The organism is Streptomyces sp. NBC_01618, assembly GCF_045209435.1.
Taxonomy (GTDB): Bacteria; Actinomycetota; Actinomycetes; order Streptomycetales; family Streptomycetaceae; genus Streptomyces.
This window is the reverse complement of record NZ_CP109297.1, coordinates 7,637,091-7,661,303: the sequence shown is the minus strand read 5'-3', so window position 1 is coordinate 7,661,303 and position 24,213 is coordinate 7,637,091. Positions and strand designations below refer to the sequence as shown.

The following is a 24,213-nucleotide window of genomic DNA, read 5'->3' as shown; positions in this document are numbered from 1 at the left end:
GGGCGGGCTGTCAGTGGGTGGCCGCGCTCTCCCGCGCCGCGCCGATGCGGCCATCGGGTGTTCGGGGGGCGCGGTTCCGGGCGGCCACCATCACCTGTCCCAGCGCCAGCCCCCCGTCGTTGGGGGGTACTTGATGGTGTCTCAGTACGGTGAAGTCGAGCTCGCGCAGCGTCCGGGCGCAGGCCGAGGAGAGCAGCGTGTTGGCGAAGACTCCGCCGGTCAGGGCCACGGTGTCCAGGCCGTGCTGCTGACGCGCCAGGACGCAGGTGCTGCGTACGAGGGCGGCCACCGCCTCGTGGAAGCGTGCCGCGACGACACCCGGCGCGGTACCTGCGCGCACGTCCTCGACCACCGCCGAAAGTACGGGCGCGGGGTCGGCGATCAGTGCGCTCGCGCTGTCCGGTACGGGAAGGCGCAGCGCGAACTCGTATCCGCCGCAGTCGTCCCCAGCCGCCCCAAGCGCGGCGGTTTCGAGTTCGACGGCGGCCTGGGCCTCGTATCCGGCCCGGTGGCAGATGCCGGTGAGGGAGGAGACCGCGTCGAACAGCCGACCCATGCTGGAGGTGGGCACGCAATGGATATTCCGCTCCAACTGCTTTGAGAGTACGCTCAGTTCCTCGGTCCGGCAGGCAGCCGTGCACGGCAGGTCGCGCGACCAGTCGATTCCCGCCGCGTGCAGATGTGCCAGGGCCATGCGGTACGGACGGTGTACGGCTGCGTCGCCACCGGGCAGGGGGACGTACGCGAGATGCCCGAACCGGTGGTATCCGTCGTAGTCCGCCAGCAGGAACTCGCCGCCCCACACGGCCCCGTCGTCGCCGTAGCCGGTGCCGTCGAATGCGACGCCGATCACGCGCCGGGTGCCGTCCAGGCCGTGTTCGGCCATCGTCGAGGCGATGTGCGCGTGATGGTGCTGTACGCGTACGACCTGCCGTTCACCGGCCAGACGGCGGGTCAGCTGTCCCGAGCGGTATCCGGGATGCCCGTCGACGGCCAGGGTGCCGGGTCGCACCCCGGTGATGGTCTCCAGCTGCTGTCCGGCGTACTCGAAGGCGTGTTGGGTGGCGAGGTCGTCCATGTCGCCGATGTGGGCGGACAGCCAGGCCCGGCGCCCTTGCGCCAGACACAGGGTGTTCTTGAGGTCACCGCCCGCGGCGAGGATCGCCGGTACAGGGAAGGGCAGTTCGACGGGCCGGGGGGCGTAACCGCGTGACCGGCGTACCGTCAGCGGTTCCCCGTCACAGACGCGTACGACGGAGTCGTCGCACGGTACATGGATCGGGCGGTCGTGGGTCAGCCAGGCGTCGGCCAGGGGGGCGAGCCGGTCCAGCGCCTCGGCGTCGTCCGTGACGATGGGCGCCCCGGCCACGTTGCCGCTGGTCATGACGAGCAGGCGCGGGCCGGCCGGGTCGCCGGGCAGGCCGAGGAGCAGGTGGTGCAAGGGGGTGTAGGCGAGCATGACGCCGAGGTCGGGACTGCCCGGGGCGACGTCGTCCGACGGTGCCGGAGCGCCCGGCCCACCGGGGGCGGCGTGGCTGCGGCGCCTCAGCAGGACGATCGGCCGGGCGACGCCGGTGAGCAGGGCCCGCTCCTCGACGCCGACATGGACGAGGTGTTCGATGTCGGTGATGTCGCGGGCCATCAAGGCGAACGGCTTGTCGCCACGGGCCTTGCGGCGGCGCAGTGCGGCCACGGCCCGGGGGCTGGCCGCATCGCAGGCGAGGTGGTAGCCGCCGAGCCCTTTGACGGCGAGGATCGCGCCGCCGGCCAGGAGCCTGCGGGCCTCGGCGACCGGGTCCGTTGCGGTCGCGCGTCGCAAAGGCCCGTCCGGATCCGGGTGTGCCACCAGCAGATCGAGGCGGGGCCCGCATCGGTGACAGGCGACCGGCTGGGCATGGAAGCGGCGGTCCGCCGGGTCCGCGTACTCGCGGGCGCAGTCGGGGCACATGGGGAAGCGGGCCATGGTGGTGTGCGCGCGGTCGTACGGCAGTTCCGTGACGATGGTGAACCGTGGCCCGCAGTTGGTGCAGGTGATGAAGGGGTGCCGGTGGCGCCGGTCCGCGGGATCGGCCAACTCGGCGAGGCAGTCGGCGCAGGTGGCCACGTCCGGAGGGACCAGCGTGCGGGAAGGCCCGCCGGCCCGGGAGGCGACGATGGTGAAGCCCGCACCGCCGGCTGCGGGAACGTCCCTGTGCTCGACGGAATCGAGGACGGCCATGGGTGGTGCGTCGGCGGCGATCCCGTCGCAGAACAGGGCCACCGCAGCCGGTGAGCCCTCGACTTCCGCGACGACGCCCTCGGGGGTGTTGGTGACGTGTCCGGCCAGGCCCATGCCGAGGGCGCGCGTGTACAGGTAGGGCCGGAATCCGACGCCCTGGACGACGCCACGGACGGTGATCCGGCGGCGCTGCACCGGCTCGCCCGTGGCCGGGCCGGACCCTTGCGTCGTCACGCGCGGGTGTGCGCCGTGGCGCCGGACGCGTCCGTCGCGGCGCCCGGCACGTCTTCGCCGGGATGCGTGTGGGGCCTGTCATGAGAGGCCTCGCCGTGTTCCGCGTGGGTATGGGGGTGCGTGGACCGGCGTTGCCGGGCCATGACGGGCCGGTGGACCGGGGCGCCGTTCGCGGCGCCCAGTGCCCGTTCGAGAAGCGCCCCGACACCGGCACCGCGCCGGGCAGAGGTGAGGATCACCTCCACACCGGGATTGACCTGCTCAACATGGGCACGGAACGCGTCCTCGTCGAACTCCACCGCCTCGGCGATGTCCGTCTTGGTGACGAGCACCAGGTGCGCCAGCCCGAAGGCGGTGGGGTACTTCAGCGGCTTGTCCTCGCCCTCGGTGACCGAGGCGAGGACGACCCTCAGTGTTTCGCCGAGGTCGTACGAGGCCGGGCAGACCAGGTTGCCGACGTTCTCGACGAACAGGAGCCGGGTGTCCTCGGGCAGCCACCCGTCGAGGTGCCCGCCCAGCATCCGGGCCTCCAGATGACAGAGTCCGTCGGTGAGCACCTGCTTGACCGGGGCGCCGGAGCGGGCCAGGCGAGTGGCGTCGTTCTCGGTGGCCAGGTCGGCGGTCAGCGCCGCCACGGGGACGCCGGTCTCCCGGGCCAGTACCAATTCACGTTCGAGCAGTGCCGTCTTGCCGCTGCCCGGGCTGGAGAGCAGATTGACGACCGCGGTGCCGCGGGCAGCGAGTTCGGTGCGCAGGCGGTGCGCCGTCGTGTCGTTCTTCGCGAGTACCGCCTGCTGGAGATCGACCACACGGCACATGGTTCAGCGCTCCTCGGAAATCGGTTCACGGATACGTCTCTGCGCAGGCCCTTCGTCCCAGTGGACGTCGGCGATCCGGAGTTCGCGGCCCGAGAGCAGTTCTGCGGTTGCCTCGCCGCACACGGGGCAGCACAGCTGCGGTGGCATTCCGACCACCCATTCGTCCGCGCAGGGCTCGCAGCGTGCTCTCGCCCGCACGGAGTCGACCACCAGTTCGGCGCCTTCCAGCACGGTCCCGGCACAGGCCAGTTCGAAGCAGAAGGACAGTGCGTCGGGGACCACCCCGGCGAGCTCGCCGACCTGGAGCCGGACCGATGTGATGGCTACGGCGCCATCGGCCCGGGCTGCTTCTTCCACCTGGCCGACGACGGCCATGGCGATGGACATCTCGTGCATGGGTCTCCGTCCTGCCCGCGTCATTACACCGGGGAGTTGCGGCCGCAGCCGGGCTGGCTCGCCGACGCCGCACGCCGCGTACGTCATTCGGTGCAGCCCGGGGCGTGACGGATGCGGCGGCGTCACATGGCGCGAATCCGCAGATAGCGCTTGATGTCGGGCATGACCTGGGCCACGAGTGCGGCAACAGCCGCGGCGACCGCGCCGCCAAGGATGATCTTCTTCATGATGGTGTTCATCTCCTCAGTTCATGACCGGGCCGGCCGCCGACTGTGCGGTGGGCGCGGTCCGTTCGTCGTCCCGCACAAGGCGCAGGACCATGTTCACGGCCTCCGGTACGGCAGCCGCGACGGGCTCGCTCAGGCCGATGCCCTCGTCGACGCGGGCCGGTTCACATCCGACGACCAGCGTGCGCACCGGGGGCGTGCAGCCCGTTCCGGCGCACAGGGTTTCCAGCAGGGTCAGGACCGCGTCGGGGGACATCCGGTGGCCGTCGAGCAGCGCTTCCTGCGGCTCGATACGGCCGGGCCGGTCGGCCTCGATCAGATACAGCGTTCCGGGCTCGCCGCCTCGTTGCGTGGCATCGATCAGGACCAGCGTGTCGTACCCGTCGAGGAGCTGGTACGCGAGATGGACTCCGCGCACTCCGATGTCCACCGCTTCGACGTGGCCGGGCAGGGGTCCTGACGCCAGTCGTCGTACGGTCTCGACACCGAAGCCGTCGTCGCCGAGGAAGATGTTCCCGACGCCCGCGATCAGAGTCGTCGCTCTCTGCTCCGAGGGCGCCGTCATGCGTCCTCCAGGGGCGCGACCTCGTCGGGCTGGAAGTAGAGGAACCGGCCCTGCTCGCGCCGGATGTCCGCACCGGGGTCGCCCTCCACGGTGACCGCGAGGTGCACTCCCCCGTCCACGTCGTGGAGTACCGCTTCGACCAGTGCGCTGCGGCCCTTGAGGAAGAGGTCCTGGGCGTCGGTACGGCGCAGTCCCGGCCGCAGCAGGACGCGGCTGCCCGCGCCCACCGGCCGGCCGTCCACCAGAATCTGGTCGTGCGCCGGGTCGGCGCCGCCGTCGCCTGCCGGGTCCCACCACGGCTGGTCCGGCCTGATCAGGTCGTACTCGTCGGCCCCTTCCGGCACTTGCGGAAATCCGTCGGACGCGACGGCCGCTGGTGCACCCGGCTCGGTGACCTCCCGCAGGGCCCGCACCGCGCCGTGCAGCCGCTCCAGGACCTCGGCGGGCATGGAATCGGCCAGGTCGATCACTGCGGCCGCCCGGTCGTCCGTTCCCCGGGCCTCACGCTTCTCGTGGTCGGTCAGGGCGGCCGTCCGCAGGGCGAGGATCTCGTCGATCTCCGTGGAGTCGTACAGCGCTCCGGGGCTCTCAGGGGCGATGGCCGGGTGGTCCTCAAGGATGATCGGGGACGAGAGCATCAGGTCCGCACGGCCGGGCTCTGCGGCCAGTACGGGCCAGGTGTGCAGGTTCCGGCAGCCCGCGACTGCGCCCTTGGCCCACTGGGGAGGGTCCGTCATCGACAGGAACGAGCCTGCGTCGAGGCCCAGGAGGAGGTGGGCGGCCACCAGTGATCTGGGCAGCGCGGCATCGCGGTCGGCGTCAGCGGCGTCGGGCGTCCAGGTGCTGGTGTTCTCCACCACGGCGGTGAGCCGCATCGCCCGGTAGGGGCCGTCGATTTCGGCGGCGGACAGCCTTACCGTGCCGTTGATTTCCTCGCAGCGGCGCACCAGGCGGCCCACGGTCCGGCCCTCCTCGTCGCGGACCGTTTCGTACTCCTCGCGTGCCGGGCGCGTGAAGTGGACGACGACGCCGTCGCCGGTGAGCTCGGCCACGGTGGTGAGCACTTCGACCCGTTCCTCCGCGCCCTCGTCCCAGGGAACCAGGACCCGGTCGGTGAGATGGAGTTCGGGGACGGTCCGGAAGGTGCCGTCCTCGCGGATCTGCTGCACGGTACGGCGCTGGGCGTGCAGGAACCGCATTTCGGCCGCCAGCGTCGCGTCCGCCTTCGGTTCCATCAGGCACTCGGTGTGCTGGAAGTCGTGCTCCTCGGCGGCCGCCGCCCAGGCCGGAGGCACGAGCACCCCGAACTGCCAGCGGAGCCGGTTCTTGGCCGCCGACGCGCGGTACGGGTACAGGACGTAGCCCTCGAAGAGGACCGCGTCGGCCACACCCCGGGCGGCGGCGAAACGGGCTTCCAGCGCGGGGGTGAGCGCGGATGTGGTCATTGCGTCGTCCTCTCGGCGAGCCCGGTGAGCCCGGCGTCGGCGAGTCTTCCGTGCGGCGGCAAGAGGGCCGTGGTCCCGGCCGCGTCGAGAAGCGCCCGGGCGGTCGCCTCCCAGGACGGCAGTGCGTGCCGGGAGCGGAATTCGAGCAGCGCGTCCATGGTGTCGCGGGGAAGACGGATCCAGCCGCACCCGGGAAAGTGCTGATCGACCATCTCCTGCCACACCGCCACCGGCATCCGGAACGGCGCCTCCAGGTCCCACGGCACCGGCTCGACCCGGAAGCCGCCGGAGCCGGTGAAGGCGGTGCCGGAGAAGAGCATCAGGAGCGGCACCTCACCATCCGTCAGCGCGTTCATGTACCGTGTCGCGGCGATCTCCAGGTCATACGTGCAGGGCACGACGATGTCCGTCTCGGTTTCCCCGGTGAACGCGGGAACCATGACCGGAACCTGGGCGAACTGCACGGGCTGGAGTGTGCTGCCCCAGCGTGAGCGCTCTCCGAAAAGGTCCATCAGGCCTTCGGCCTCAGCCGTTTCGTAGCCGCGCCGGGCCGGTTCGATGCGGATCTGGCAGCGCAGCGCGAGCGCGTGGACCCGCGCTTGTCCGGACGCGGTGATGCGCAGCCGGAAAACGAGGGTGGGGCCGGCTGCGTACGGATCGGCGCGTACGCCGGTGCAGGCGAAGGTGAAGTCCGTCATGGCCGACGCTCCCCCACCGTTGTCCCGGCGCGGCGTTCGATGTGTTCGAAGAATGCCTGCAGCTCGGCCCGGGCCTCGGCTCCGCCGTCGAAGCCCTGCCACAGCAGGCGCATGCGTCCCACCAGCTCGTAGCAGATGTCGATCGGTACCAGATAGCACCCGGTCCGGCCCTCGGAGCGGCGCAACAGCAGGGCTTCCACGTCGGGTTCGACCAGCTCGGATAGACGGCTGCCGCCGAGGACCGCCTGCCAGGCCGACGGATCGAGTTCGCTCTCGGTGGCTCCGGCGGGGCTCGGGTAGAGCGCCACCAGCCGGTCCAGTGCGGCGTTACGGAAGAAGAACGCCACGCTGACCGGGATCTGCAGGAGCTCCCACGCGTTGTCGTCGAGGCGGTGGTCGTGGTCGGCGAGGTAGCGGTCCGGGACGCTCAGGAACCGGCCGTGGGCAGCGCCGGGCCGCTCGAAGAGCAGGGCGCACGGGGTGCAGGCGCACGCCAGCGACCGTTGCTCGGCGTCCACCAGATGCCGGTGGTTGTCCTCGGCAACCAGCACTCCGCACAGTTCGCACCGCTCCTGCCGCGGCTCACGCGGTACCGCGAACCGCCGCAGGGTGTGTACGCCCGAGGCGGGCGCGGACCGCCCGGCCCACGTCCCAGGCGCGCTCATGACGGCCCGGCCGGGGCCGGACGGGCGGTCGACGCGCCTTGCGGCGGGCGGGTTCCGATCTGAAGGAGTGCCGGCTCCCGACCGGTGGAGGCGGGCTCCATCTCGACCGTGGTGACTTCCGGTGCGAAGCAGGCCAGGGAATTCTCGACGGACAGCTGTGCGGCGGGCGCACCACCGCAGCCGCAGCCGCCCGTGCCGGCGGTCCGCAGGCGCAGGGTGCCCGTGCTGTCGTCGAAGCTCACCACCTCGACGGGATCACGCACGGCTTCGAGGGCCCGCCCGATGCGCATGCCGGTGTCCTCGGGGTGCAAGTCGTGCAGGACCAGCAGGCTCGACACGAGGCCATCGCCCAGGAGTGCGTCCAGGGTTTCGCCGGTATCGCGGCCCGGTGCGGTCAGGAGCCCGTCGATGATCCGGGCGAGCCCTGCCCCGTAGAATTCCATCAGGGCGCGGACCAATTCCTCGGCCGTCGCGGAGGTCTTCCGGTCACCGGCTGCCGTCAGTTGTTCGAGCACCTCTTCGATGCGGCGCCCGGCCTGCTCCGCGTCGAGCACCTTCGCCGCCGCGGTATGTGTGGTCGCGCTCATCCGCCGAGTCCGCTCAGACCGGTGGGCACATGCATCTTCTGCACGGTTCGGCCGCCGCCGACGTACATGTGGACGCCGCACGGGAGGCAGGGGTCAAAGCTCCGCACGGTGCGCATGATGTCGATGCCCTTGAAGTTCTCCGGCGGGTTCTCCTCGAAGATCGGAGTGTTCTGCACGGCGTCCTCGTAGGGCCCGGGAGTTCCGTAGGTGTCCCTGGTGCTGGCGTTCCACGGCGTCGGAGGGTAGGGGTGGTAGTTGGCGATCTTGCCGTCTCTGATCACCATGTGGTGGGACAGCACGCCCCGCACGGCCTCGGTGAATCCGACGCCGATGCTCTCGTCGGGGACGTCGAACTTCTCCCAGGTCCGGGTACGTCCGGCGCGGACCTCCTCAAGCCCCTTTTCGGCGCAGTGCAGCGCGATCGCGGCCGCGTACGCCTGGAAGTACGTGCGGGCGCGGTTGCGCTCCAGCGCGTTGCTCCACTTCGGGATCTGCCACTCGAAGGTGGTCTCGGGCTTGGTCATGGTGCGGGGCAGGTTGATGACGACGCTGTGTCCGGTGGCCTTGACGTAGCCGACGTCGACGAGCCCGGACAGGGCGGTGGACCACAGCCGGGCGATGGGGCCGCCGCCGGTGTCCAGGGCCAGGTGGTCCTTGCCGTCGAACCAGCGCGGCGACATCACCCAGCTGTACTTGTCGTCGAAGTTCCGCTTCTGCGGCGCGGGAATCGTGTGCTGGTTCCACGGGTGGCGTGGGTCGACCGGGTTGCCGAGCGGGTCGTGGGTGACGAACTGCTCCTTGCCCTGCCAGTCGTCGTAGTACGAACTGCCCAGCAGGATCCTGATGCCGAGGTTGATCTCGGTCAGGTCGTTGGTGACCAGTTTGCCGTCCACGATCACACCCGGGGTGACGAACATCCTCCGTCCCCAGTCGCTCATGTTGGCGTAGGTGAAGTCGCAGTGCTCGGGGTCGTTGAGCGCTCCCCAGCAGCCGAGCAGCACCCGTCGGCGCCCAACCTCTTCGTACCCGGGCAGGGCCTCGTAGAAGAAGTCGAACAGGTCGTCGTGCAGGGGCACGACCCGCTTCATGAATTCCACGTAGCGCATGAGGCGGCTGAGGTAGTCCGTGAAGAGCTGGACGGAGGCGACGGTGCCCACACCGCCCGGGTAGAGCGTGGAGGGGTGCACGTGGCGCCCCTCCATCAGGCAGAACATCTCCCGCGTGTAGCGGCTCACCTGGAGTGCCTCGCGGTAGAACTCGCCCTCGATGGGGTTGAGCGAGCGCATGATGTCGGCGATCGTGCGGTATCCGTGCTCCCCGGCGTGCGGCGCCTCGGTGCGCTCGGCGAGTTCCAGGACACCGGGATTGGTCTCGCGGACCATCTTTTCGCAGTAGTCCACCCCGACCAGGTTCTCCTGGAAGATGTTGTGGTCGAACATGTACTCTGCGGACTCGCCTAGGTTGATGATCCACTCACCGAGGTGCGGCGGCTTCACCCCGTACGCCATGTTCTGCGCGTACACGGAACACGTGGCGTGGTTGTCACCGCAGATCCCGCAGATGCGGCTGGTGATGAAGTGCGCGTCCCTGGGGTCCTTGCCCCGCATGAAGACGCTGTAGCCACGGAAGACCGACGAGGTGCTGTAGCACTCCGCGACCCGCTTCTGCTTGAAGTCGATCTTCGTATGGATACCGAGACTGCCCACGATCCGGGTGATCGGATCCCAGGCCATCTCCACCAGGCCGCTGCCGTCGCCGGCCGCCTTCGTTGTCGGTGCCATCGTGTGTGCCGTAGCCCTTCTGAGAAGCGTGAGGTGGGGTCGTCACCGGGAGATGCGCAGTGCCGTCGGTGTCCTGAACGGGTTCACCACGGAGGCCGGTAACCAGTGGTCAGCCGGTCCCTCTTGTGCCGCCACTTGGGCTCCTTGTCCACGGTCTTCGCCGTGATCGACCGGAGCCTGCGGATGACCGCTCCGTAGGCACCGCTGGCGGTGGCGGAGACCTTGGCGCCCGGCGGTTCGTCCATGAACGGCATGAACTTGTCGGGGAAGCCCGGCATGGTGCAGGCGATGCAGATGCCACCCACGTTCGGGCAGCCTCCGATGCCGTTCATCCAGCCGCGTTTGGGTACGTTGCACTTGACGACGGGACCCCAGCAGCCGAGCTTGACCAGGCACTTGGGCGAGTCGTAGGTCTCGGCGAACTCACCCTGTTCGTAGTACCCGGCCCGGTCGCACCCCTCGTGCACTGTGGCGCCGAACAGCCAGGTGGGGCGGAGCTTGTCGTCCAGCGGAATCATCGGAGCGGATCCCGCCGCCTGGTAGAGCAGGTACGTCAAGGTCTCCGAGAAGTTGTCCGGCTGGATCGGGCAGCCGGGCACGCACACGATCGGGATCCCGGCCTTCGACTTCCAGTCCCAGCCGAGATAGTCGGGCAGGCCCATGGCACCGGTCGGGTTGCCGGCCATCGCGTGGATTCCGCCGTACGTGGCGCAGGTGCCGATGGCGACGACGGCCAGGGCCTTCGGCGCCAGCCGGTCGATCCATTCGCTGGTGGTGACCGGCTGGCCGGTCTCCGGGTTGTCACCGAAGCCGCACCAGTAGCCCTCCGGCTTGATCGTCTCGTTCGGGATGGAACCCTCGACGACCAGGACGAAGGGATCGATCTCGCCGCGCTCGCCCTTGAAGAACCACTCGATGAACGTGTCCGCACCGCCCACCGGGCCGCATTCGAAGTCGATCAGCGGCCAGTGGACCTCGATCTTGGGCAGACCGGGCAGCGCACCGGTCACGATCTCTTCGATGCTCGGCTGCATCGCAGCGGTCAGGGCCACCGAGTCGCCGTCACAGCTCAGCCCCGCGTTGATCCAGAGGATATGGATCGGGGACTCTTCTCCGGTGGCCGCAGCGGATGCGTCCACGGTGTTCGACGTTGCTGCATCCATGAGGATGCCTCCCTGGAAAGAGACACAGTGAAGGCCGACATATCGGCCTTCACTGTTCTTGGTAGCAAGCCTTCGGTGCGGGTACACCATCATGTGCCGCCAACGTGGTGACACCGGGCCCAAAGGCGGGTCGTTCCCCTGCGGATCCGGCGGCCGGGGCGAGGTGCGAGGGGCGGCCCGAGGGGGGATCCTTGTGGACGAACGCGCGCCGCAGTGCGTGGTAGGGCGACCGTGGGTCGAAGAAGGTCCGCCGCATCGCCGCCAGCTCCTGCTCGCGGTAGTCGGCGAGCGGTCTGTGGGCCTCGTCCCGGTCCCGTTCGGTCTTCTTCGCCGCGATCCGCGCCTGTGCCGCGGGCGACGCGGCGAGACGGGCCGCAAGCCGAGTGATCTCGTCCGCGAACGACTGGGCAGCGCAGTCGACCGTCCGGTCGGCCAGTCCGAGTCGCACCGCGGCTTCGGCGCTCACCGGCAGCGCATCGCCGGTAAGGCGATCCGCGGCGGCGCTCCCTACCCGCCGCGGCAGCGTGTACGTCCAGTACTCGGAGCCGTACAGCCCCATCAGTCGGTAGTGCGGGTTCAGCACCGCGCCCGACCTGCACCAGATCTCGTCCGCGGCCAGAGCGAGCATCACCCCGCCCGCGGCCGCGTTGCCGCCCACGGCGGAGATCACCAGCCGGTCGGTGGTGGTCAGCACGGCCTCCACGAGGTCGTCCATGGCGTTGATGTTGGCCCAGGACTCCTCGCCGGGGTCGGCGGCGGCCTCGATGACATTGAGGTGGATGCCGTTGGAGAAGAAGTCCCGGCCGCCTCCCAGCACCAGCACCGAGGTGGGCCGCCGGCAGGCCACCAGGTAGGCGTCGTGCAGGCGTCGGCACTGCGTCGTGCTCATCGCACCGCCGGGGAAGGAGAACGAGAGGAACCCGGCCTGCCCCACCTCCCGGTAGTGGATGTCGCTCCAGCCGTGCCGGCCCCCTTCCTCATACAGCGGCGCGGGATGCTCGGGCAGTGCGGGCAGACGCCCTGCGAGCGCCGTCACGGCGGGCAGTTTGAACGTGGCGGGCCCGCCCGGCGTGCGGCGGGGGCGGAGTTCGGGGATCCACACCGCGCCGTCGGCCGTGGCCCGGCAGACGGCCCCTGCCCGTACGGCCACCAGCTCGCCCGGCCTGCCGCGCAGTTCGTGCTCCGGGTGCCCCCCGTGCAGAAACCATTCACCCCCGAGCAGTTCGTCAAGCACTCCGGGGAACGAGTCGGCGGCCCGCAGCTTACGCAGGACCGTTTCCGTGGAGTCCGACTCCCAGTCGATGCGACGGTGTTCCTGGCGGAAATACGGCCGCGTACGGATACGCAGTTCCTCGTCCCCGCCGGTCTGCGGACGAGGGACGTACGTACCGGAAGCGAAACGCTCGACGGCGAGGTGCACGGCCCGCAACGCGGCGTCGGAGACTTCGTTGCGGTACAGGTCGCTCTTGCCCACCGGAGGCACCGCGAAGGTGGCCGATGCCCAGATGTCTCCGGCATCCATCTCCTCGTCGGCCTGCAGGACCGTCACGCCCCAGGTGTCCGCGCCCTCGTGGATGGCCCAGTCGAGGGAGGAGGGCCCGCGGTCGCCGGGCGGGCCGGGGTGGACGACGAGGCAGGTGTGCGCCGCCCACACGTCCCGGGGGATGGCGGTCTTCAGCAACGGAGCCAGGACGAGGTCGGGCGCGAACTCGTGGACGGCTCGCCGCAGCGACGCGTCGCGAGCGGACGCGTCCGGAGTTGCGAGTTCCACCGCTACGGCGTGACCTCGGTCCCTCAGCTCAGCATGAACACGCTGAGTGAGGCTGTTGAACGCGCTCGCCACGATCAGAATGTGCATGGCAATCTCCCAACGCCGGGCAGATCCGGCTGGTAGCGATGGTGGGGTATCGCGGTCGGGGCTCCAGCGGCAACCGGCCGCGAAGTCACCCGAAAGCGAACGTACCGACGACCGCTCAGTGGAACCCGTGGACCGAGCCCCGCGCACAGCGGATCGAAATGAACCGGACAACGGCATGACACGGGACCGAGCGCTCATTCCGAGCTCAACTACGCACCCGCCGCAGCCGGTCGGCGCCGGGCGGCACGGCCCGCCCCGGCGGCCTGTTATCTTTACGTGACTTCACGACGCAACTCTCGGTCGCGCTTTGGCCTTTGCTGTGGCGGAGTCGGCAAGGGGGAAGCGCGTGGCCGCCCTCTGGGCGTTTCGGACCGATCAGCAGCCGCACGGCCTGAACTGAACCTGGGGATGCACATGCCATACACCGGCCGGGACGCATGACCCTGCCGCCCCGCCGAACGCCGGCAGGTGTCCGCGGGGCCACGGAGGGCCGGCCGAAACGGCGTGGGGCGGCGCACGAGCAATGACCACTACACGTGTACGGGCACGGTCGTAGTCTGCGGCCGGCCCGGCCTGTCATGGCTGGACGGAATGACACAGCACAAAATATTCAGCAGAACGGCACATGCCGCTCGGGCCGTATTAGCCCCCGGCAAGAGGTGCAGAAAACAGGCGGACCGACCGCGTCTGCGCCTGCCTCGCAAGCCGGACTATCCGCGCACGGGCCGACGCGGCTGGCGAAGGTGGGTGCCCTCGTGGCGGCTCGTCGTGGGTACGTTCCTGATGTTCACCGCAACGCGGACGACCGTGGTGGCCATCGCCTATGCGCGTACGGACATCCCCGAGGACCTCAACGCTTTCGCCACCCAGCAGGATACCGTCTACTACTGGGCCGACGGCACTCCCATGGCCCGTACGGGCTGGGTGAGCCGCCAGGAAATGCCCCTGCCGAAGATCCCCGACGACGTCCGATAGGCCGTGCTGGCGGCCGAGAACGCCGACTTCTACTCGGACCACGGCATATCGACGCAGGGAATCACCCGCGCGCTGTGGCGCACCGTCGGCGATGGGGACACCCAGGGCGGATCGACCATCACCCAGCAGTACGTCAAGAATGAACGCGGACCGCGAAGCCCTGGCCTCGAACAACTCGCAGGACGTGACGAGTCGTTGAGGGCCGGGGCTTCGCGGTCCGGTGTGCGCGGGCGTCGTAGACGCCCTGGGTCAGTTCGCCTTCTTGACGAACTCCGTGGTGTACGTCTTGGCGAGGTCCACCTTCGCGTTCTTCAGGTTCGGGTTGAATGCCTTCAGCACACGCTCGACGGTGGCGGGGCCGTCCGCGGGCATGACGCCGTCCGCGGTGAACATGGGCAGGGTGTTCTTGATGGCCTGTGCGTAGAGCGCCTTTCCACCGCCCTGGGCGTAGTCGGCCGGCATCTTCGCGGCGATCTCGTCGCCGCTGTGCGTGGACATCCACTTCAGCGTCTTGACGAAGGCATTGGCCAGCTTCTGGACGGTTTCCTTGTGGCTGTTGACCCACTCGGTCTGCATGTAGAGGCTGGAGGACGGGTAGGGGCCGCCGAGCGCCTGCTGGGAGCCCTCGGGGGTCCGCATGTCGATGAGGATCTTGCCAAGCTTCTTGTCCAGGATGGTGGCGACGGTCGGGTCGGTGGTCATGCCACCCTGGATGGATCCCTGCTGAAGCGCGGAGATGAACGTCTGCCCCGCTCCGACGGCCACGGGCGTGAATTCGCTGGTCTGCACGTCGTTGCTCACGGCAAGGTACTTCGTCAGGAAGTCGGTCGAGGAGCCGAGACCCGTCACTCCGAGCTTCTTGCCCTTGAAGTCCTTCGCCGACTTGATGTCACCCGCCGCCTGGTTCGAGACGATCTCGACCTCGCCGGGAGCATGAGAGAACTGGACGACCGACTCGACCTGCTTGCCCTTCACCTGAAGGTCGAGGGTGTGGTCGTAGAAGCCCACCGTGCCCTGGACGTCGCCGGAGACCAGGGCCGTCTCGGCCTGGACGCCCGCGGGCTCGGTGAGGAGCTGGACCGCCACCCCCTCCTCCTTGAAGTAGCCGAGCCGCTCGGTGAGCATCGCGGGCAGGTAGATGACCTTGTCCAGGCCCCCGACCATGATCTTGACCTTGTCGTTCTTGTCACCGGAGGCCGAGGTGGAGTCGCCGCCGCAGGCGGTCAGGGTGGTCAGGGCGAGCGCCCCTGCGACAGCGACGGCCGAGATCCGGGTGGATGTGCGCATCTGAATTCACGTCCTTGTGAAGAAAAAGATCGGGTGTACGGGTGTGCGGCGGGCGTCAGCGGGCGGTGTCGGCGTCGGCCGGTTTCCAGCGGAAGAGCCGCTTTTCGAGGAAGGTCAGCAGGCCCTCGGCCAGCAGCGCGACGATCGCGAGGATGACCATCGCGGCGTAGACACCGGCGGCGTTGAACGTGCCCTGGGAGGCGGCGACCAGCAGCCCGAGCCCCTTGGTGGCACCGATGTACTCGCCGACGATGGCGCCGATGAGCGCGAAGCCGAAGCTCACGTGCAGGCTGGTGAAGATCCACGAAGTGGCCGAGGGGATGACCACCTGAAGGGTGACCTGCCGGTTGCTGGCGCCCAGGATGCGGGAGTTGGCGACGAGGTTGCGGTCGACCTCCCTGGCTCCCTGGAAGGCGTTGAAGAAGACGGGGAAGAACACGAGGACGACCGCGGAGGCCACCTTCGAGGCCGGCCCCAGGCCGAACCAGATGAGGAAGATCGGCGCGAGCACGATACGCGGCAGGGCGTTGAGCACCTTGATGTACGGGCCGAGGACATCGGCGGCGAACCGGACGCGGCCCAGTGCGATGCCGAGCAGCACACCGGCGATCACACCGATGACCCAGCCGAGCAGCGCCTCGTAGAGCGTGTACCAGATCTGCTCCCACAGGGAGCCCTGGGCGGTGCCGTCGACGACCCAGGTGCGGATCTGGTCCCAGATCTTCGACGGCATGGAGAAGTTGAACGGGTCGATGACCGCGGTCCGGGCCAGCCACTCCCACAGTCCGATGACCGCGAGGAGCACCGCGACCCGGCTGCCGAGCACCAGGTACTTGCGGTTCCGGGCGGCCCGCGCCCGGGCCTGGGTGCGTTCGGTCTTGGTGACGGGGGCGCTCGCGGTGATGGTTTCAGGCGACATTGAACGCACCCCTCTCGCGGGTGATACGGACCTCTTCACCGAGCGAGGACCAGATCTCCCGGTAGATCTCGATGAACCGGGGTTCCAGACGCACCTGCTCGACCTTGCGAGGACGGGGCAGGTCGATCTCGAAGACCTCCTTGATCGTGGCCGGTCCCGCGGTCATGACCACGACCTTGTCGGCCAGCGCGATGGACTCCTCCAGGTCATGGGTGACGAAGACGACGGAGGCGCCGGTACCGGCCCACAGTTCCAGCAGTTCGTCCGACATCAGGGCCCTGGTCTGCACGTCGAGCGCGGAGAAGGGTTCGTCCATGAGCAGGATCTCGGGGTCGTTGACGAAGGTGGCCGCGAGGGCGACCCGCTTGCGCTGACCGCCGGACAGCTGGTGGGGATAGCGGTCCTCGAAGGAGGAGAGGCCGACCCGGGCGAGCCATTCCCTGGCCCGCTCCTTCGCCTCGGGCTTCGGCACGCCACGGAAGCGGGGACCGGCCATCACGTTGGACAGCACGGTCCGCCAGGGGAAGACCGCGTCCTGCTGGAAGACGAAGCCGACCTTGTCACCGATGCCGCGCACCGGCTCGCCGCCGACCAGCACCTCCCCCTCGGTGGGCTCTTCCAGACCGCTGACCAGCGTCAGCGTGGTCGACTTGCCGCAGCCGGTCGGGCCGACCACGGCGACGAATTCGCCGCGCCCGATCGTGAGGTCCAGATCCCGTACGGCGGTGTGGAGCGTCCCCGACGGAGTCCGGAACGCTTTACTCGCCCCCCGCAGCTCGATGGCGGGGCTCGTATCGCTGTTCATGGAGCGGGACGCTAAGTGCGGCGCGCGCACCTGGGCACCCTTGCGCTCACAACTCCTGCTTGTGCCCATAACCCGCGGTTCTGCTCGTTTTGCTCGCGCTGCGACAACGAATGCGACACGAGGACTGGTCATCGACGTCGGCGACGTTTACGTTGCGTTCACACAAGGACGAAACGGAGCATCAAGTTCCTGCTCGGCGGAAGGCAGAGGTCGAAGCACATGCGAATTCACTGGCCCCGCCGTGTCTTCGCCCAGGTCCTGCTCACCCAGGTCGTCATCACCACCGGCGTGATCATGCTCGTCACCGGACTCTTCCTCGCGCCCCTCAGCCACCAACTCGACGACCAGGCGATGCACCAGGCGCTGTCCATCGCCCAGACCACCGCCGCCGAACCCGGTCTGGTACGCAATCTGACGAGCACCGACCCCAGCCCCTCCGGACCGGTGCAGGCCGAGGCGGAACGGATCCGGCGGGCCACCGGGGCGCTCTACATCGTGGTCATGGACACCCGCGGGGTGCGCTGGTCGCACACCGACACCGCACAGATCAGCAGGCATGTCTCGACCGATCCCAGCACGGCGCTGGCCGGCCGGGAGATCATGCAGATCGACAACGGAACCCTGGGCCGCTCGGCACGCGCGAAGGTCCCCCTGCGCGACGCGAACGGGACCATTGTGGGCGCCGTCTCGGTCGGCATCGCCTACGACAGCGTCCATGAGCGGCTCCTCGGGGCCATTCCCGGTCTGCTGCTCTACTCCGGAGCAGCGCTCGCCGTGGGTGTACTGGCCGCCCTGGCCGTCTCGCGACGCCTGCAGCGCAGTACGCACGGGCTCGCGTTCGCCGACATCTCCGCGTTGCTGGACGAGCGGGAGGCCATGCTGCACAGCATCCGCGAGGCCGTTCTCGCCCTCGATGCCCGGGGCCGGATCCGGCTGCTCAACGACGAGGCACGGCGGCTGCTGGAGCTGGGCCAGGACGCCGTCGGGCGGGCGCTCGGCCAGGTGCTGCCGCCCGGCCGTACGACGGAGGTGCTGGCGGGACGCGTCGAGGGAGCCAACCTGATCACCGTCTGCAACGGGCGCGTGCTGATCGCCAACCGCATGCCCACCGGTGACGGCGGAGCCGTCGTCACCCTGCGCGACCGCACCGAGCTGGAGCTCCTCGGCCGTGAACTGGACTCCACGCACGGCCTGCTGGACGCACTGCGCGCCCAGGACCACGAGCACGCCAACCGGCTGCACACCCTGCTCGGGCTCCTCGAACTCGGCAGGCACGAAGCCGCGGTGGAGTTCGTCGCGGAGGTGACCAGCGGTCACCGGGCGTCGGCGGAACAGGTCGCCGAGCGCGTCAACGACCCGCTGCTGTCGGCGCTGTTGGTGGGCAAGTCGGCCATCGCGGCGGAGCGGGGCGCGTCCCTGCGGGTCTCGCCGGGCACCCGGCTCCCCGACGTGGTGGTGGACCCGCGCGACCTGGTGACGGTCCTCGGCAACCTCATCGACAACGCGCTGGACGTCGCCTCGCTCATCGAGGTCGAGCTGCTCGCCGAGGGGACGACGGCGGTCCTGCGGGTCAGCGACAACGGTCCCGGGATACCTCCCGGCATGCGCGAGCACATCTTCACCGAGGGCTGGTCCACCAAGGAATCCCCCGCGCACCGCGGCCGCGGTCTGGGTCTGGCGCTGGTGCGCCGACTGGCCGAGCGCTACGGTGGCGCGGCTCGCGTCACGGCCAGGGCCGGCGGTGGCGCGGTATTCACCGTCGTTCTGCCCGAGGCACTCGGCGTCCGGCCGCCGACCGAAGTGGGAGAGTTGCGATGATCGATGTCCTGGTGGTGGACGACGATTTCCGTGTCGCCGAGATCAATGCCGAGTATGTGGCCAGGATTCCCGGCTTCCGCGTCGTCTCGCGTGCGCACACCGCCGCGCAGGCGCTGGCCTTCCTGGAGCGCGAGCGGGTCGATCTGGTCCTTCTCGACCACTATCTTCCGGACGAAACGGGGCTGACCCTGGTGCGGCGGCTGCGCCAGCTCGGTCACCCGGCCGATGTGATCATGGTGACCGCGGCCCGTGACGTGTCGACCGTCCGGACCGCGATGCGGTACGGCGCCCTGCAGTACCTGGTCAAGCCGTTCAGCTTCACCGGTCTGCGGTCGAAGCTCGAGAGTTACGCCGCCCTGCGCCGCACACTCGAAGGCGTGGGCGGCGGTCGGGGCGAGGCGGGGCAGGAGCAGGTCGACCAGATCTTCGCCGCGCTGCGCACCGCGGAGTCCGGCCCCGCGGCGGCCCTGCCCAAGGGCCACTCGGCGCCCACGGCCGATGTGATCCGCCATGTCCTGTCGGCGGCCGAGGAGCCGCTGTCCGCCCATGAGGTCGCCGCCCGTGCCGGACTGAGCCGCTCCACCGCCCAGCGATACCTCAAGTATCTGGAGGGCGCGGGCCGGATCAGCCTCAGCCTCAAATACGGCGACACCGGCCGGCCCGAACATCGTTACGCGTGGGCGAAGGCGAGCTGAGAAGCGTACGGTGCCATGGGCACGCGGCCCCACTGATGGCGCACCATCTCATGCACGAGGTCGAAGGGACTGATCCGTGAACCGACTTGGTACGAGGCCCCTGCCGCCGATCCGCCGCACACCCGAGAACTCCTGCTCCGGGCCGCTGCGATGAGCGCGTCCGAAGCGGCGGTGGTCGAGCTGACTCCCGCGGCCGCCGATCTGGTGCGCCGGCTGCGGGAGGCCCACGGCCCGTTGATGTTCCACCAGTCGGGCGGCTGCTGCAACGGCAGTGCGCCCATGTGTTACCAGGACGGAGAATTCCGTACCGGCGGCTCCGACGTGCTGCTGGCCTCGCTCGATGTCGACGGGGTGGCGGAGGCCGTCCCGTTCTGGATGTCGAAGAGCCAGTTCGAGCTGTGGGCGCACACCCGGCTGATCGTCGATGTGGTGGAGGGACGGGGCAGCGGCTTCTCCCTGGAGGCCCCGGAGGGGGTTGTGAGCTGCTGTCGGTTTACTGAGCTGAAGTGCGTTGTAGTGAGCAGGAGTGAGTCCTGTCGGCGGCTTCGCGAGGCGGGAACGGTTCTGGGGCCGAATGGGTGACCTTGGCGGCTGCTGCTCGTTGGGCTGGGTGGCAGGTGCTCGGCCTGGTGTGAGGGGGTGATGTGGTGGGTGGTTTGCGGGAGTTGGCCGCGCCCTTCGTGGCGCCCGGGCCTTGCGGGGTGGCGGTCCGGGACCGCCTCAAGCACCTCACGCCCCGGGACGAGAAGGTTCTGCGTGCGGTCGGTGAGCATCAGGGCTCGCTTGCTGCCCGTGGCCTCAGGGCCCGTTGTGCGGATGGTCTGGAGCACAGCGCGGACACCTGGGCGTCGCGCAAGCGGGACCTGACGCCGCTGTCGTCGTCGCGGATCGCCGGGGCCATCACCAAGGCCACCCACGATCAGTGGGCGCTGGCCCGCCGTTGCCAGGCCGCGCACATCCAGAAGCTGGAAGCCGGGATCAAGACGCTGCGGCACCGCCTGTCCCTCCCGATCGGGGAACCCGGGACGAAGCGGGCCGCGGGCGGCTACCGGTCGAAGAATGAGTGGTTCCGCAAGTCCCGCCGCCTCGCGGCCCTGGAGGCGCGGCACGCCTCTGCCGTCTGTGACCGGCAGGCCGGACGGGTGCGGGTGGTACGGGGCGGCAAACGTCTCCTCAACACCCGCCACCACCTCACCCAGGCCCAGCTCACCGAAGACCAGTGGCGGGAACGCTGGGAAACGGAACGCTGGTTCATCGCCGCCGACGGCGAGTCGGGCAAGCGGTTCGGGAACGAGACGATCCGCGTCACCCCGGACGGCGAGGTCAGCATCAAACTGCCTGCCCCGCTCGCGCACCTGGCCAACGCCAAGCACGGCCGGTATGTCCTCGCCTCCACCGTGGCGTTCGCGCACCGGGGCGCGGAGTGGGCCGATCGCATCGAAACGAACCGGGCCGTGGCCTATCGCGTCCACCTCGATACGGAGCGCGGCCGCTGGTACCTCACCGCATCCTGGCAACGCCCCGTCGTGAAGACGGTCCCGCTGGAGACCGCCCGCGCCCGGGGCGTGATCGGCGTCGACACCAACGCCGACCACTTCGCCACCTACCGGCTCGACCGGCACGGCAACCCCATCGGCGAGCCCCGGCGGTTCTTCTACGACCTGTCCGGCACAGCCGCTCACCGCGACGCCCAGATCCGCCACGCCCTGACCCGGCTGATCAACTGGGCCAAGCAGGCCGGTGTCGCCGCGATCGCCATCGAAGACCTCGACTTCACCGCCGAGAAGACCCGCGAGAAACATGGCCGCCGCAAGCGGTTCAGGCAGCTCATCTCCGGCATGCCCACCGGGAAGCTCAAGGCCCGGCTGGTCTCCATGGCCGCCGAACAGGGCCTGAGCATTGTCGCAGTCGACCCCGCCTACACCTCGATGTGGGGTGCCCAGCACTGGCAGAAACCACTGGCCACCCCGCACCGCAGAATGTCCCGTCACGATGCCGCCGGCATCGCGATCGGACGACGCCCTCGGACACCCGGTCCGGGATGGGGTATCCCCTGCTCGAACGGAGTTGAGAGCTTGGGGAAGGACGGCACCGCCCCCACACGACCGGAGTGATCGTGCGGGGCATCGGACCGCCCAGGCCGGACCAGGTGACCGGGGGCGTGAGGGAACCCGCCCGCCCGCAACGGACCACGCCCCTGGAGGCGCGCCGCCGAACGGGATGAGAAAGCGGGAACCCAACGCATCCAAAACCGTTCGGGATGCGCCCAGAACGCAGCAGTGGGTCCAAGACTCACTTACGCACACTGGTTAGGAACGGTGCGGTTCCTGATCCGGTCCCGGCGTCGGCCCATGAGCCGGAACCGCACACCGTTGGTTTGCCATAACGGCAAGAAATCTTGTGGGCGAGGTGACGGTGGCCGAATGCTCGTGACACAGGTGGTACCGACGGGCGGAGCGCTCCCGGCCGGGTGCCCCGCGTCGACGGCCACCGCACCGCAGCCGGTCACGTCCGCGAGGAGAGACACATGCCGCCCACCGTCCATTCCGCCACCCCGCCGCCGGACGCCGTCCAGCGGCTGGTGGAGGTGCCCGGAGGCCGTATCCACCTGGTCGAACAGGGAACCGGCCCGCTGGTCCTGCTGGTCCACGGCTTCCCCGAGTCGTGGTATTCGTGGCGCCATCAGCTTCCGGCCCTCGCCGCAGCGGGCTTTCGCGCGGTCGCCATCGATGTACGTGGCTACGGGCGTTCGTCGAAGCCCGGCGATGTGGAGGCGTACCGGATGCCGGCCCATGTCGCGGACAACGTCGGTGTCGTGCGCGCACTCGGCGAACGGACCGCGACGATCGTGGGCCACGACTGGGGTTCGACCATCGCCGCCGACAGCGCGCTGCTCATGCCCGATGTCTTCACCTCCGTGGCACTGCTCAGTGTCCCGTACGCGCCGCGGAACGGTCACCGGCCGACCGACCTCTTCAGCCGTATCGGTGGCACCGAGGAGTTCTACGTCAGCTACTTCCAGTCCCCGGGACGGGCCGAGGCGGAGATCGAACCCGATGTGCGCGGCTGGCTGGCCGGGTTCTATGCCGGGCTCTCCGCCGACACGATGCCTTCGGGCGATGAGGGCAGTCTCTTCTTCGTCCCGCCTGGGGCACGGCTTCGCGACCGGTTCTCCGCCGGCCCCCTCCCTTCCTGGCTGAGCGAGGCCGATCTCGGCTTCTACGCGGCGGAGTTCGAGCGGACGGGGCTGACGGGGGCGCTCAACAGATATCGCAATGTCGACCGGGACTGGGAAGACCTCGCCGCCTGGGACGGTGCGCCGATCACCCAGCCCTCGCTGTTCATCGGCGGAGAGCTCGACGCGTCGACCACCTGGATGGCCGACGCCATCGAGGGCTTCCCCAAGACCCTTCCCGGTCTGGTCTCCTCCCACATCCTGCCGGGATGCGGGCACTGGATCCAGCAGGAGCGCGCCGCCGACGTCAACCGCCTGCTCGCCCAATGGCTGCGCTCCCCACAGGTGCGCGCCGCCCGGTGAGTGCGATGTCCGGTGACCGCGCTCTCCAGGCCCCGGTCACCGAACGGGCCGCCGTAGTCAGGGCTTGAGGCTGCTGACGACGTCGGCCGTGGCCGTCAGGCCGTTCTGGATGGTCGGCGCCATGCTGGTACCCGCGAGGAAGAACCCGAGCATGGCGCAGACCAGCGCATGCGAGATCTTCAGCCCTCCGTTGCGGAGAAAGATCACCGCAAGGATCAGCAGAAGCAGCACCAGTGAGATCGAAATGGCCATGGCCAACCTCCTCCGCCGCGCCGAATTGCGGCATTCGGCCGCCAGTGTGGCGTAGCGGGGAGGCCATCCGGCGGACTGGCGTGTCCGCCATATGGGTGTTGACTGGCTGTCACGCCCCGGACGGCGCGCCCGTGTCCGGCCGGCCGCCGAGTGCGCCGGCCCCGGCCCCGGCGTCCCGGTCATGGGTACGGAGGAAATGTTCGAGCCCCTCCAGGTCGTCGGTGTTGAGGTGGTCGACCCCGGCGGCCAGCAGCTCGGTCCATACGGCGTCCCGCTCCGGTCCCGCGACGTCGGGAGTGGCCCAGAAGCGAACCCGTTGGCCGCTTCGGTGGGCCGTGGTGACGAGCGAGCGCAGTTTGTCCCGCTCGGCCACAGGGACGGGGCCTGCGCCCAGCCAGCGGAAATTGTCGCTCCAGCTGCTGCTGATGAGCGGAATGAACGACGCGGTGGCCGCGGTCCCGAGGTCGTCGGGCCGGCCGTCGTAGAAGGCGTACCGGGTGCGCTGTGCCTCCATCGGGACACGGGCGGCGCGGTCGCCGGAGATGACGGGCGTGATCGCGCCGGGGCGGACCCGGCCGTGGTGGTACACCGTCAGCATCTGCCGGTACCGCCGGAGCTGCCGGTCGAGTTCGAGGTAGGCGGCCGCCCCGTCGGTCTTGATGTCGATCAGCAGCTGGACGGGTTCGCGGTAGCCGGGGTGGACCGTTCCATGGTTGGTCCGGACCCTGGCCAGCAGCGGGTCGAGGTAGAGCGAGGCGAGGGTCCGGCCGGGGTCGAGGTCGGTGGCCTCGTGGGCGACCAGCAGTTCCCCGTCCACGAGGAAGATGTCCGCCTCGACGCTGGTGAAGCCGTGGTCGAGCGCGTCGTGGAGGGGGCACGTGTGCAGGTAGTCGTTGTGCGCGTGGGCCCGGCGCAGCGGGCGGGGCCGGCCTGCGGCCGAGGGCGCGGCGGCGGCCTCGGCCGCGGCGGCTGTCCGCGGGGACAGCACCGCGCCTGCGGCGACGGTGGCGAGCGCGGTGGTGACAACGCTTCGGCGGGTCGGGAACGCCATGGGTTCTCCCGGGGGCTAGTTGGGGACGGATCGGACGGTCGGACGCGACCGAGTATGCGACCGGGTTCCCGGCAAGCGGCAAGCACCGCAGAGAAGTTGACCGGTTCGTCGTCCGCTCGTCGACTGTCGTTCCCCGGCCGGGACCGTCCGCGGGTGGTGGCGGCCGCCGCTGTGTTTCCCCTCGGCCGGAGTCCGCCCGTCGCGGTCCCGCCCCGGCC

General features: G+C 69.6%; 21 protein-coding genes and 2 pseudogenes. 6 read left to right on the top strand and 17 right to left on the bottom strand.

Annotated elements, in window-relative coordinates:
- Window positions 1-10: 10 nt before the first annotated feature.
- The 12 genes from hypF to OH735_RS35615 form a co-directional block, all read right to left on the bottom strand.
- On the bottom strand, window positions 11-2,452 hold the full coding sequence (gene hypF, locus OH735_RS35670; protein ID WP_406385801.1) for a carbamoyltransferase HypF: 2,442 nt from the start codon (window positions 2,450-2,452) through the stop codon (window positions 11-13).
- A complete protein-coding gene (gene hypB, locus OH735_RS35665; RefSeq protein ID WP_406385800.1) occupies window positions 2,449-3,270 on the bottom strand; it encodes a hydrogenase nickel incorporation protein HypB in 822 nt (273 codons plus the stop codon). Before hypB ends, hypF begins: the two co-directional genes overlap by 4 nt.
- A 3-nt stretch (window positions 3,271-3,273) precedes the next feature.
- Window positions 3,274-3,666, bottom strand: coding sequence for a hydrogenase maturation nickel metallochaperone HypA (hypA, locus tag OH735_RS35660; RefSeq protein WP_406385798.1), 393 nt, complete (start codon window positions 3,664-3,666; stop codon window positions 3,274-3,276).
- Window positions 3,667-3,788: 122 nt separating this feature from the next.
- Window positions 3,789-3,905 carry a DUF6893 family small protein gene (locus OH735_RS35655; protein WP_406385797.1) on the bottom strand — a complete coding sequence of 39 codons (117 nt, stop codon included), beginning with the start codon at window positions 3,903-3,905 and terminating at the stop codon, window positions 3,789-3,791.
- A gap of 4 nt (window positions 3,906-3,909) precedes the next feature.
- On the bottom strand, window positions 3,910-4,458 hold the full coding sequence (locus tag OH735_RS35650; protein WP_406385795.1) for a hydrogenase maturation protease: 549 nt from the start codon (window positions 4,456-4,458) through the stop codon (window positions 3,910-3,912).
- The gene (locus OH735_RS35645) at window positions 4,455-5,903 is read right to left on the bottom strand and encodes a hypothetical protein (RefSeq protein WP_406385793.1); all 1,449 of its coding nucleotides are present in this window, start codon (window positions 5,901-5,903) and stop codon (window positions 4,455-4,457) included. Before OH735_RS35645 ends, OH735_RS35650 begins: the two co-directional genes overlap by 4 nt.
- On the bottom strand, window positions 5,900-6,601 hold the full coding sequence (locus OH735_RS35640) for a DUF6084 family protein (RefSeq protein ID WP_406385791.1): 702 nt from the start codon (window positions 6,599-6,601) through the stop codon (window positions 5,900-5,902). Before OH735_RS35640 ends, OH735_RS35645 begins: the two co-directional genes overlap by 4 nt.
- Window positions 6,598-7,266, bottom strand: a complete 669-nt coding sequence (locus OH735_RS35635) for a DUF5947 family protein (protein WP_406385789.1) — start codon at window positions 7,264-7,266, stop codon at window positions 6,598-6,600. Before OH735_RS35635 ends, OH735_RS35640 begins: the two co-directional genes overlap by 4 nt.
- Complete coding sequence (locus OH735_RS35630) at window positions 7,263-7,853, bottom strand: hypothetical protein (RefSeq protein WP_406385787.1); 591 nt, start codon at window positions 7,851-7,853, stop codon at window positions 7,263-7,265. Before OH735_RS35630 ends, OH735_RS35635 begins: the two co-directional genes overlap by 4 nt.
- Window positions 7,850-9,634 (bottom strand): nickel-dependent hydrogenase large subunit, encoded by a 1,785-nt coding sequence (locus OH735_RS35625; protein WP_406385786.1) that lies wholly within the window; start codon window positions 9,632-9,634, stop codon window positions 7,850-7,852. Before OH735_RS35625 ends, OH735_RS35630 begins: the two co-directional genes overlap by 4 nt.
- 83 nt (window positions 9,635-9,717) lie before the next feature.
- The gene (locus tag OH735_RS35620; RefSeq protein ID WP_406385784.1) at window positions 9,718-10,797 is read right to left on the bottom strand and encodes a hydrogenase expression protein HypE; all 1,080 of its coding nucleotides are present in this window, start codon (window positions 10,795-10,797) and stop codon (window positions 9,718-9,720) included.
- Window positions 10,798-10,846: 49 nt separating this feature from the next.
- A complete protein-coding gene (locus OH735_RS35615) occupies window positions 10,847-12,655 on the bottom strand; it encodes a hydrogenase maturation protein (RefSeq protein ID WP_406385783.1) in 1,809 nt (602 codons plus the stop codon).
- 591 nt (window positions 12,656-13,246) lie between these two features.
- Between OH735_RS35615 and OH735_RS35610 the strand changes: the two are divergent.
- Window positions 13,247-13,771, top strand: a pseudogene (locus OH735_RS35610) (transglycosylase domain-containing protein); the annotation flags it as partial.
- Window positions 13,772-13,879: 108 nt separating this feature from the next.
- Here the strand turns inward: OH735_RS35610 and OH735_RS35605 are convergent.
- The 3 genes from OH735_RS35605 to OH735_RS35595 are packed head-to-tail and all read right to left on the bottom strand — an operon-like array spanning window position 13,880 to window position 16,641.
- On the bottom strand, window positions 13,880-14,917 hold the full coding sequence (locus tag OH735_RS35605; RefSeq protein WP_406385782.1) for an ABC transporter substrate-binding protein: 1,038 nt from the start codon (window positions 14,915-14,917) through the stop codon (window positions 13,880-13,882).
- A gap of 55 nt (window positions 14,918-14,972) precedes the next feature.
- Window positions 14,973-15,836, bottom strand: a complete 864-nt coding sequence (locus tag OH735_RS35600; protein WP_406385781.1) for an ABC transporter permease — start codon at window positions 15,834-15,836, stop codon at window positions 14,973-14,975.
- Entirely contained in the window at window positions 15,826-16,641 is an 816-nt protein-coding gene (locus OH735_RS35595) for an ABC transporter ATP-binding protein (protein WP_327271232.1), read from the bottom strand. The genes OH735_RS35600 and OH735_RS35595 overlap by 11 nt, the downstream gene beginning before the upstream one ends.
- Window positions 16,642-16,860: 219 nt before the next feature.
- On the opposite strand from OH735_RS35595, the gene OH735_RS35590 reads away from it, so the two are divergent.
- The 5 genes and pseudogenes from OH735_RS35590 to OH735_RS35570 all read left to right on the top strand — a co-directional run bounded on the left by OH735_RS35590 (window position 16,861) and on the right by OH735_RS35570 (window position 22,692).
- On the top strand, window positions 16,861-18,459 hold the full coding sequence (locus tag OH735_RS35590) for an ATP-binding protein (protein ID WP_406385780.1): 1,599 nt from the start codon (window positions 16,861-16,863) through the stop codon (window positions 18,457-18,459).
- A complete protein-coding gene (locus OH735_RS35585) occupies window positions 18,456-19,154 on the top strand; it encodes a response regulator (RefSeq protein ID WP_406385779.1) in 699 nt (232 codons plus the stop codon). The genes OH735_RS35590 and OH735_RS35585 overlap by 4 nt, the downstream gene beginning before the upstream one ends.
- Before the next feature lie 150 nt (window positions 19,155-19,304).
- A complete protein-coding gene (locus OH735_RS35580; protein ID WP_406385777.1) occupies window positions 19,305-19,736 on the top strand; it encodes a DUF779 domain-containing protein in 432 nt (143 codons plus the stop codon).
- Window positions 19,737-19,801: 65 nt separating this feature from the next.
- A pseudogene (locus OH735_RS35575) lies at window positions 19,802-21,467 on the top strand (IS200/IS605 family accessory protein TnpB-related protein).
- 214 nt (window positions 21,468-21,681) lie between these two features.
- On the top strand, window positions 21,682-22,692 hold the full coding sequence (locus OH735_RS35570; protein ID WP_406385776.1) for an alpha/beta fold hydrolase: 1,011 nt from the start codon (window positions 21,682-21,684) through the stop codon (window positions 22,690-22,692).
- A 57-nt stretch (window positions 22,693-22,749) separates the two neighbouring features.
- On the opposite strand, the gene OH735_RS35565 is transcribed toward OH735_RS35570, so the two are convergent.
- Window positions 22,750-22,944 (bottom strand): hypothetical protein, encoded by a 195-nt coding sequence (locus tag OH735_RS35565; protein ID WP_327271242.1) that lies wholly within the window; start codon window positions 22,942-22,944, stop codon window positions 22,750-22,752.
- Between the two features lie 109 nt (window positions 22,945-23,053).
- Window positions 23,054-23,995: a phosphatidylinositol-specific phospholipase C/glycerophosphodiester phosphodiesterase family protein gene (locus OH735_RS35560; protein ID WP_406385775.1), complete on the bottom strand. Its 942-nt coding sequence runs from the start codon at window positions 23,993-23,995 to the stop codon at window positions 23,054-23,056.
- Window positions 23,996-24,213: the final 218 nt, after the last annotated feature.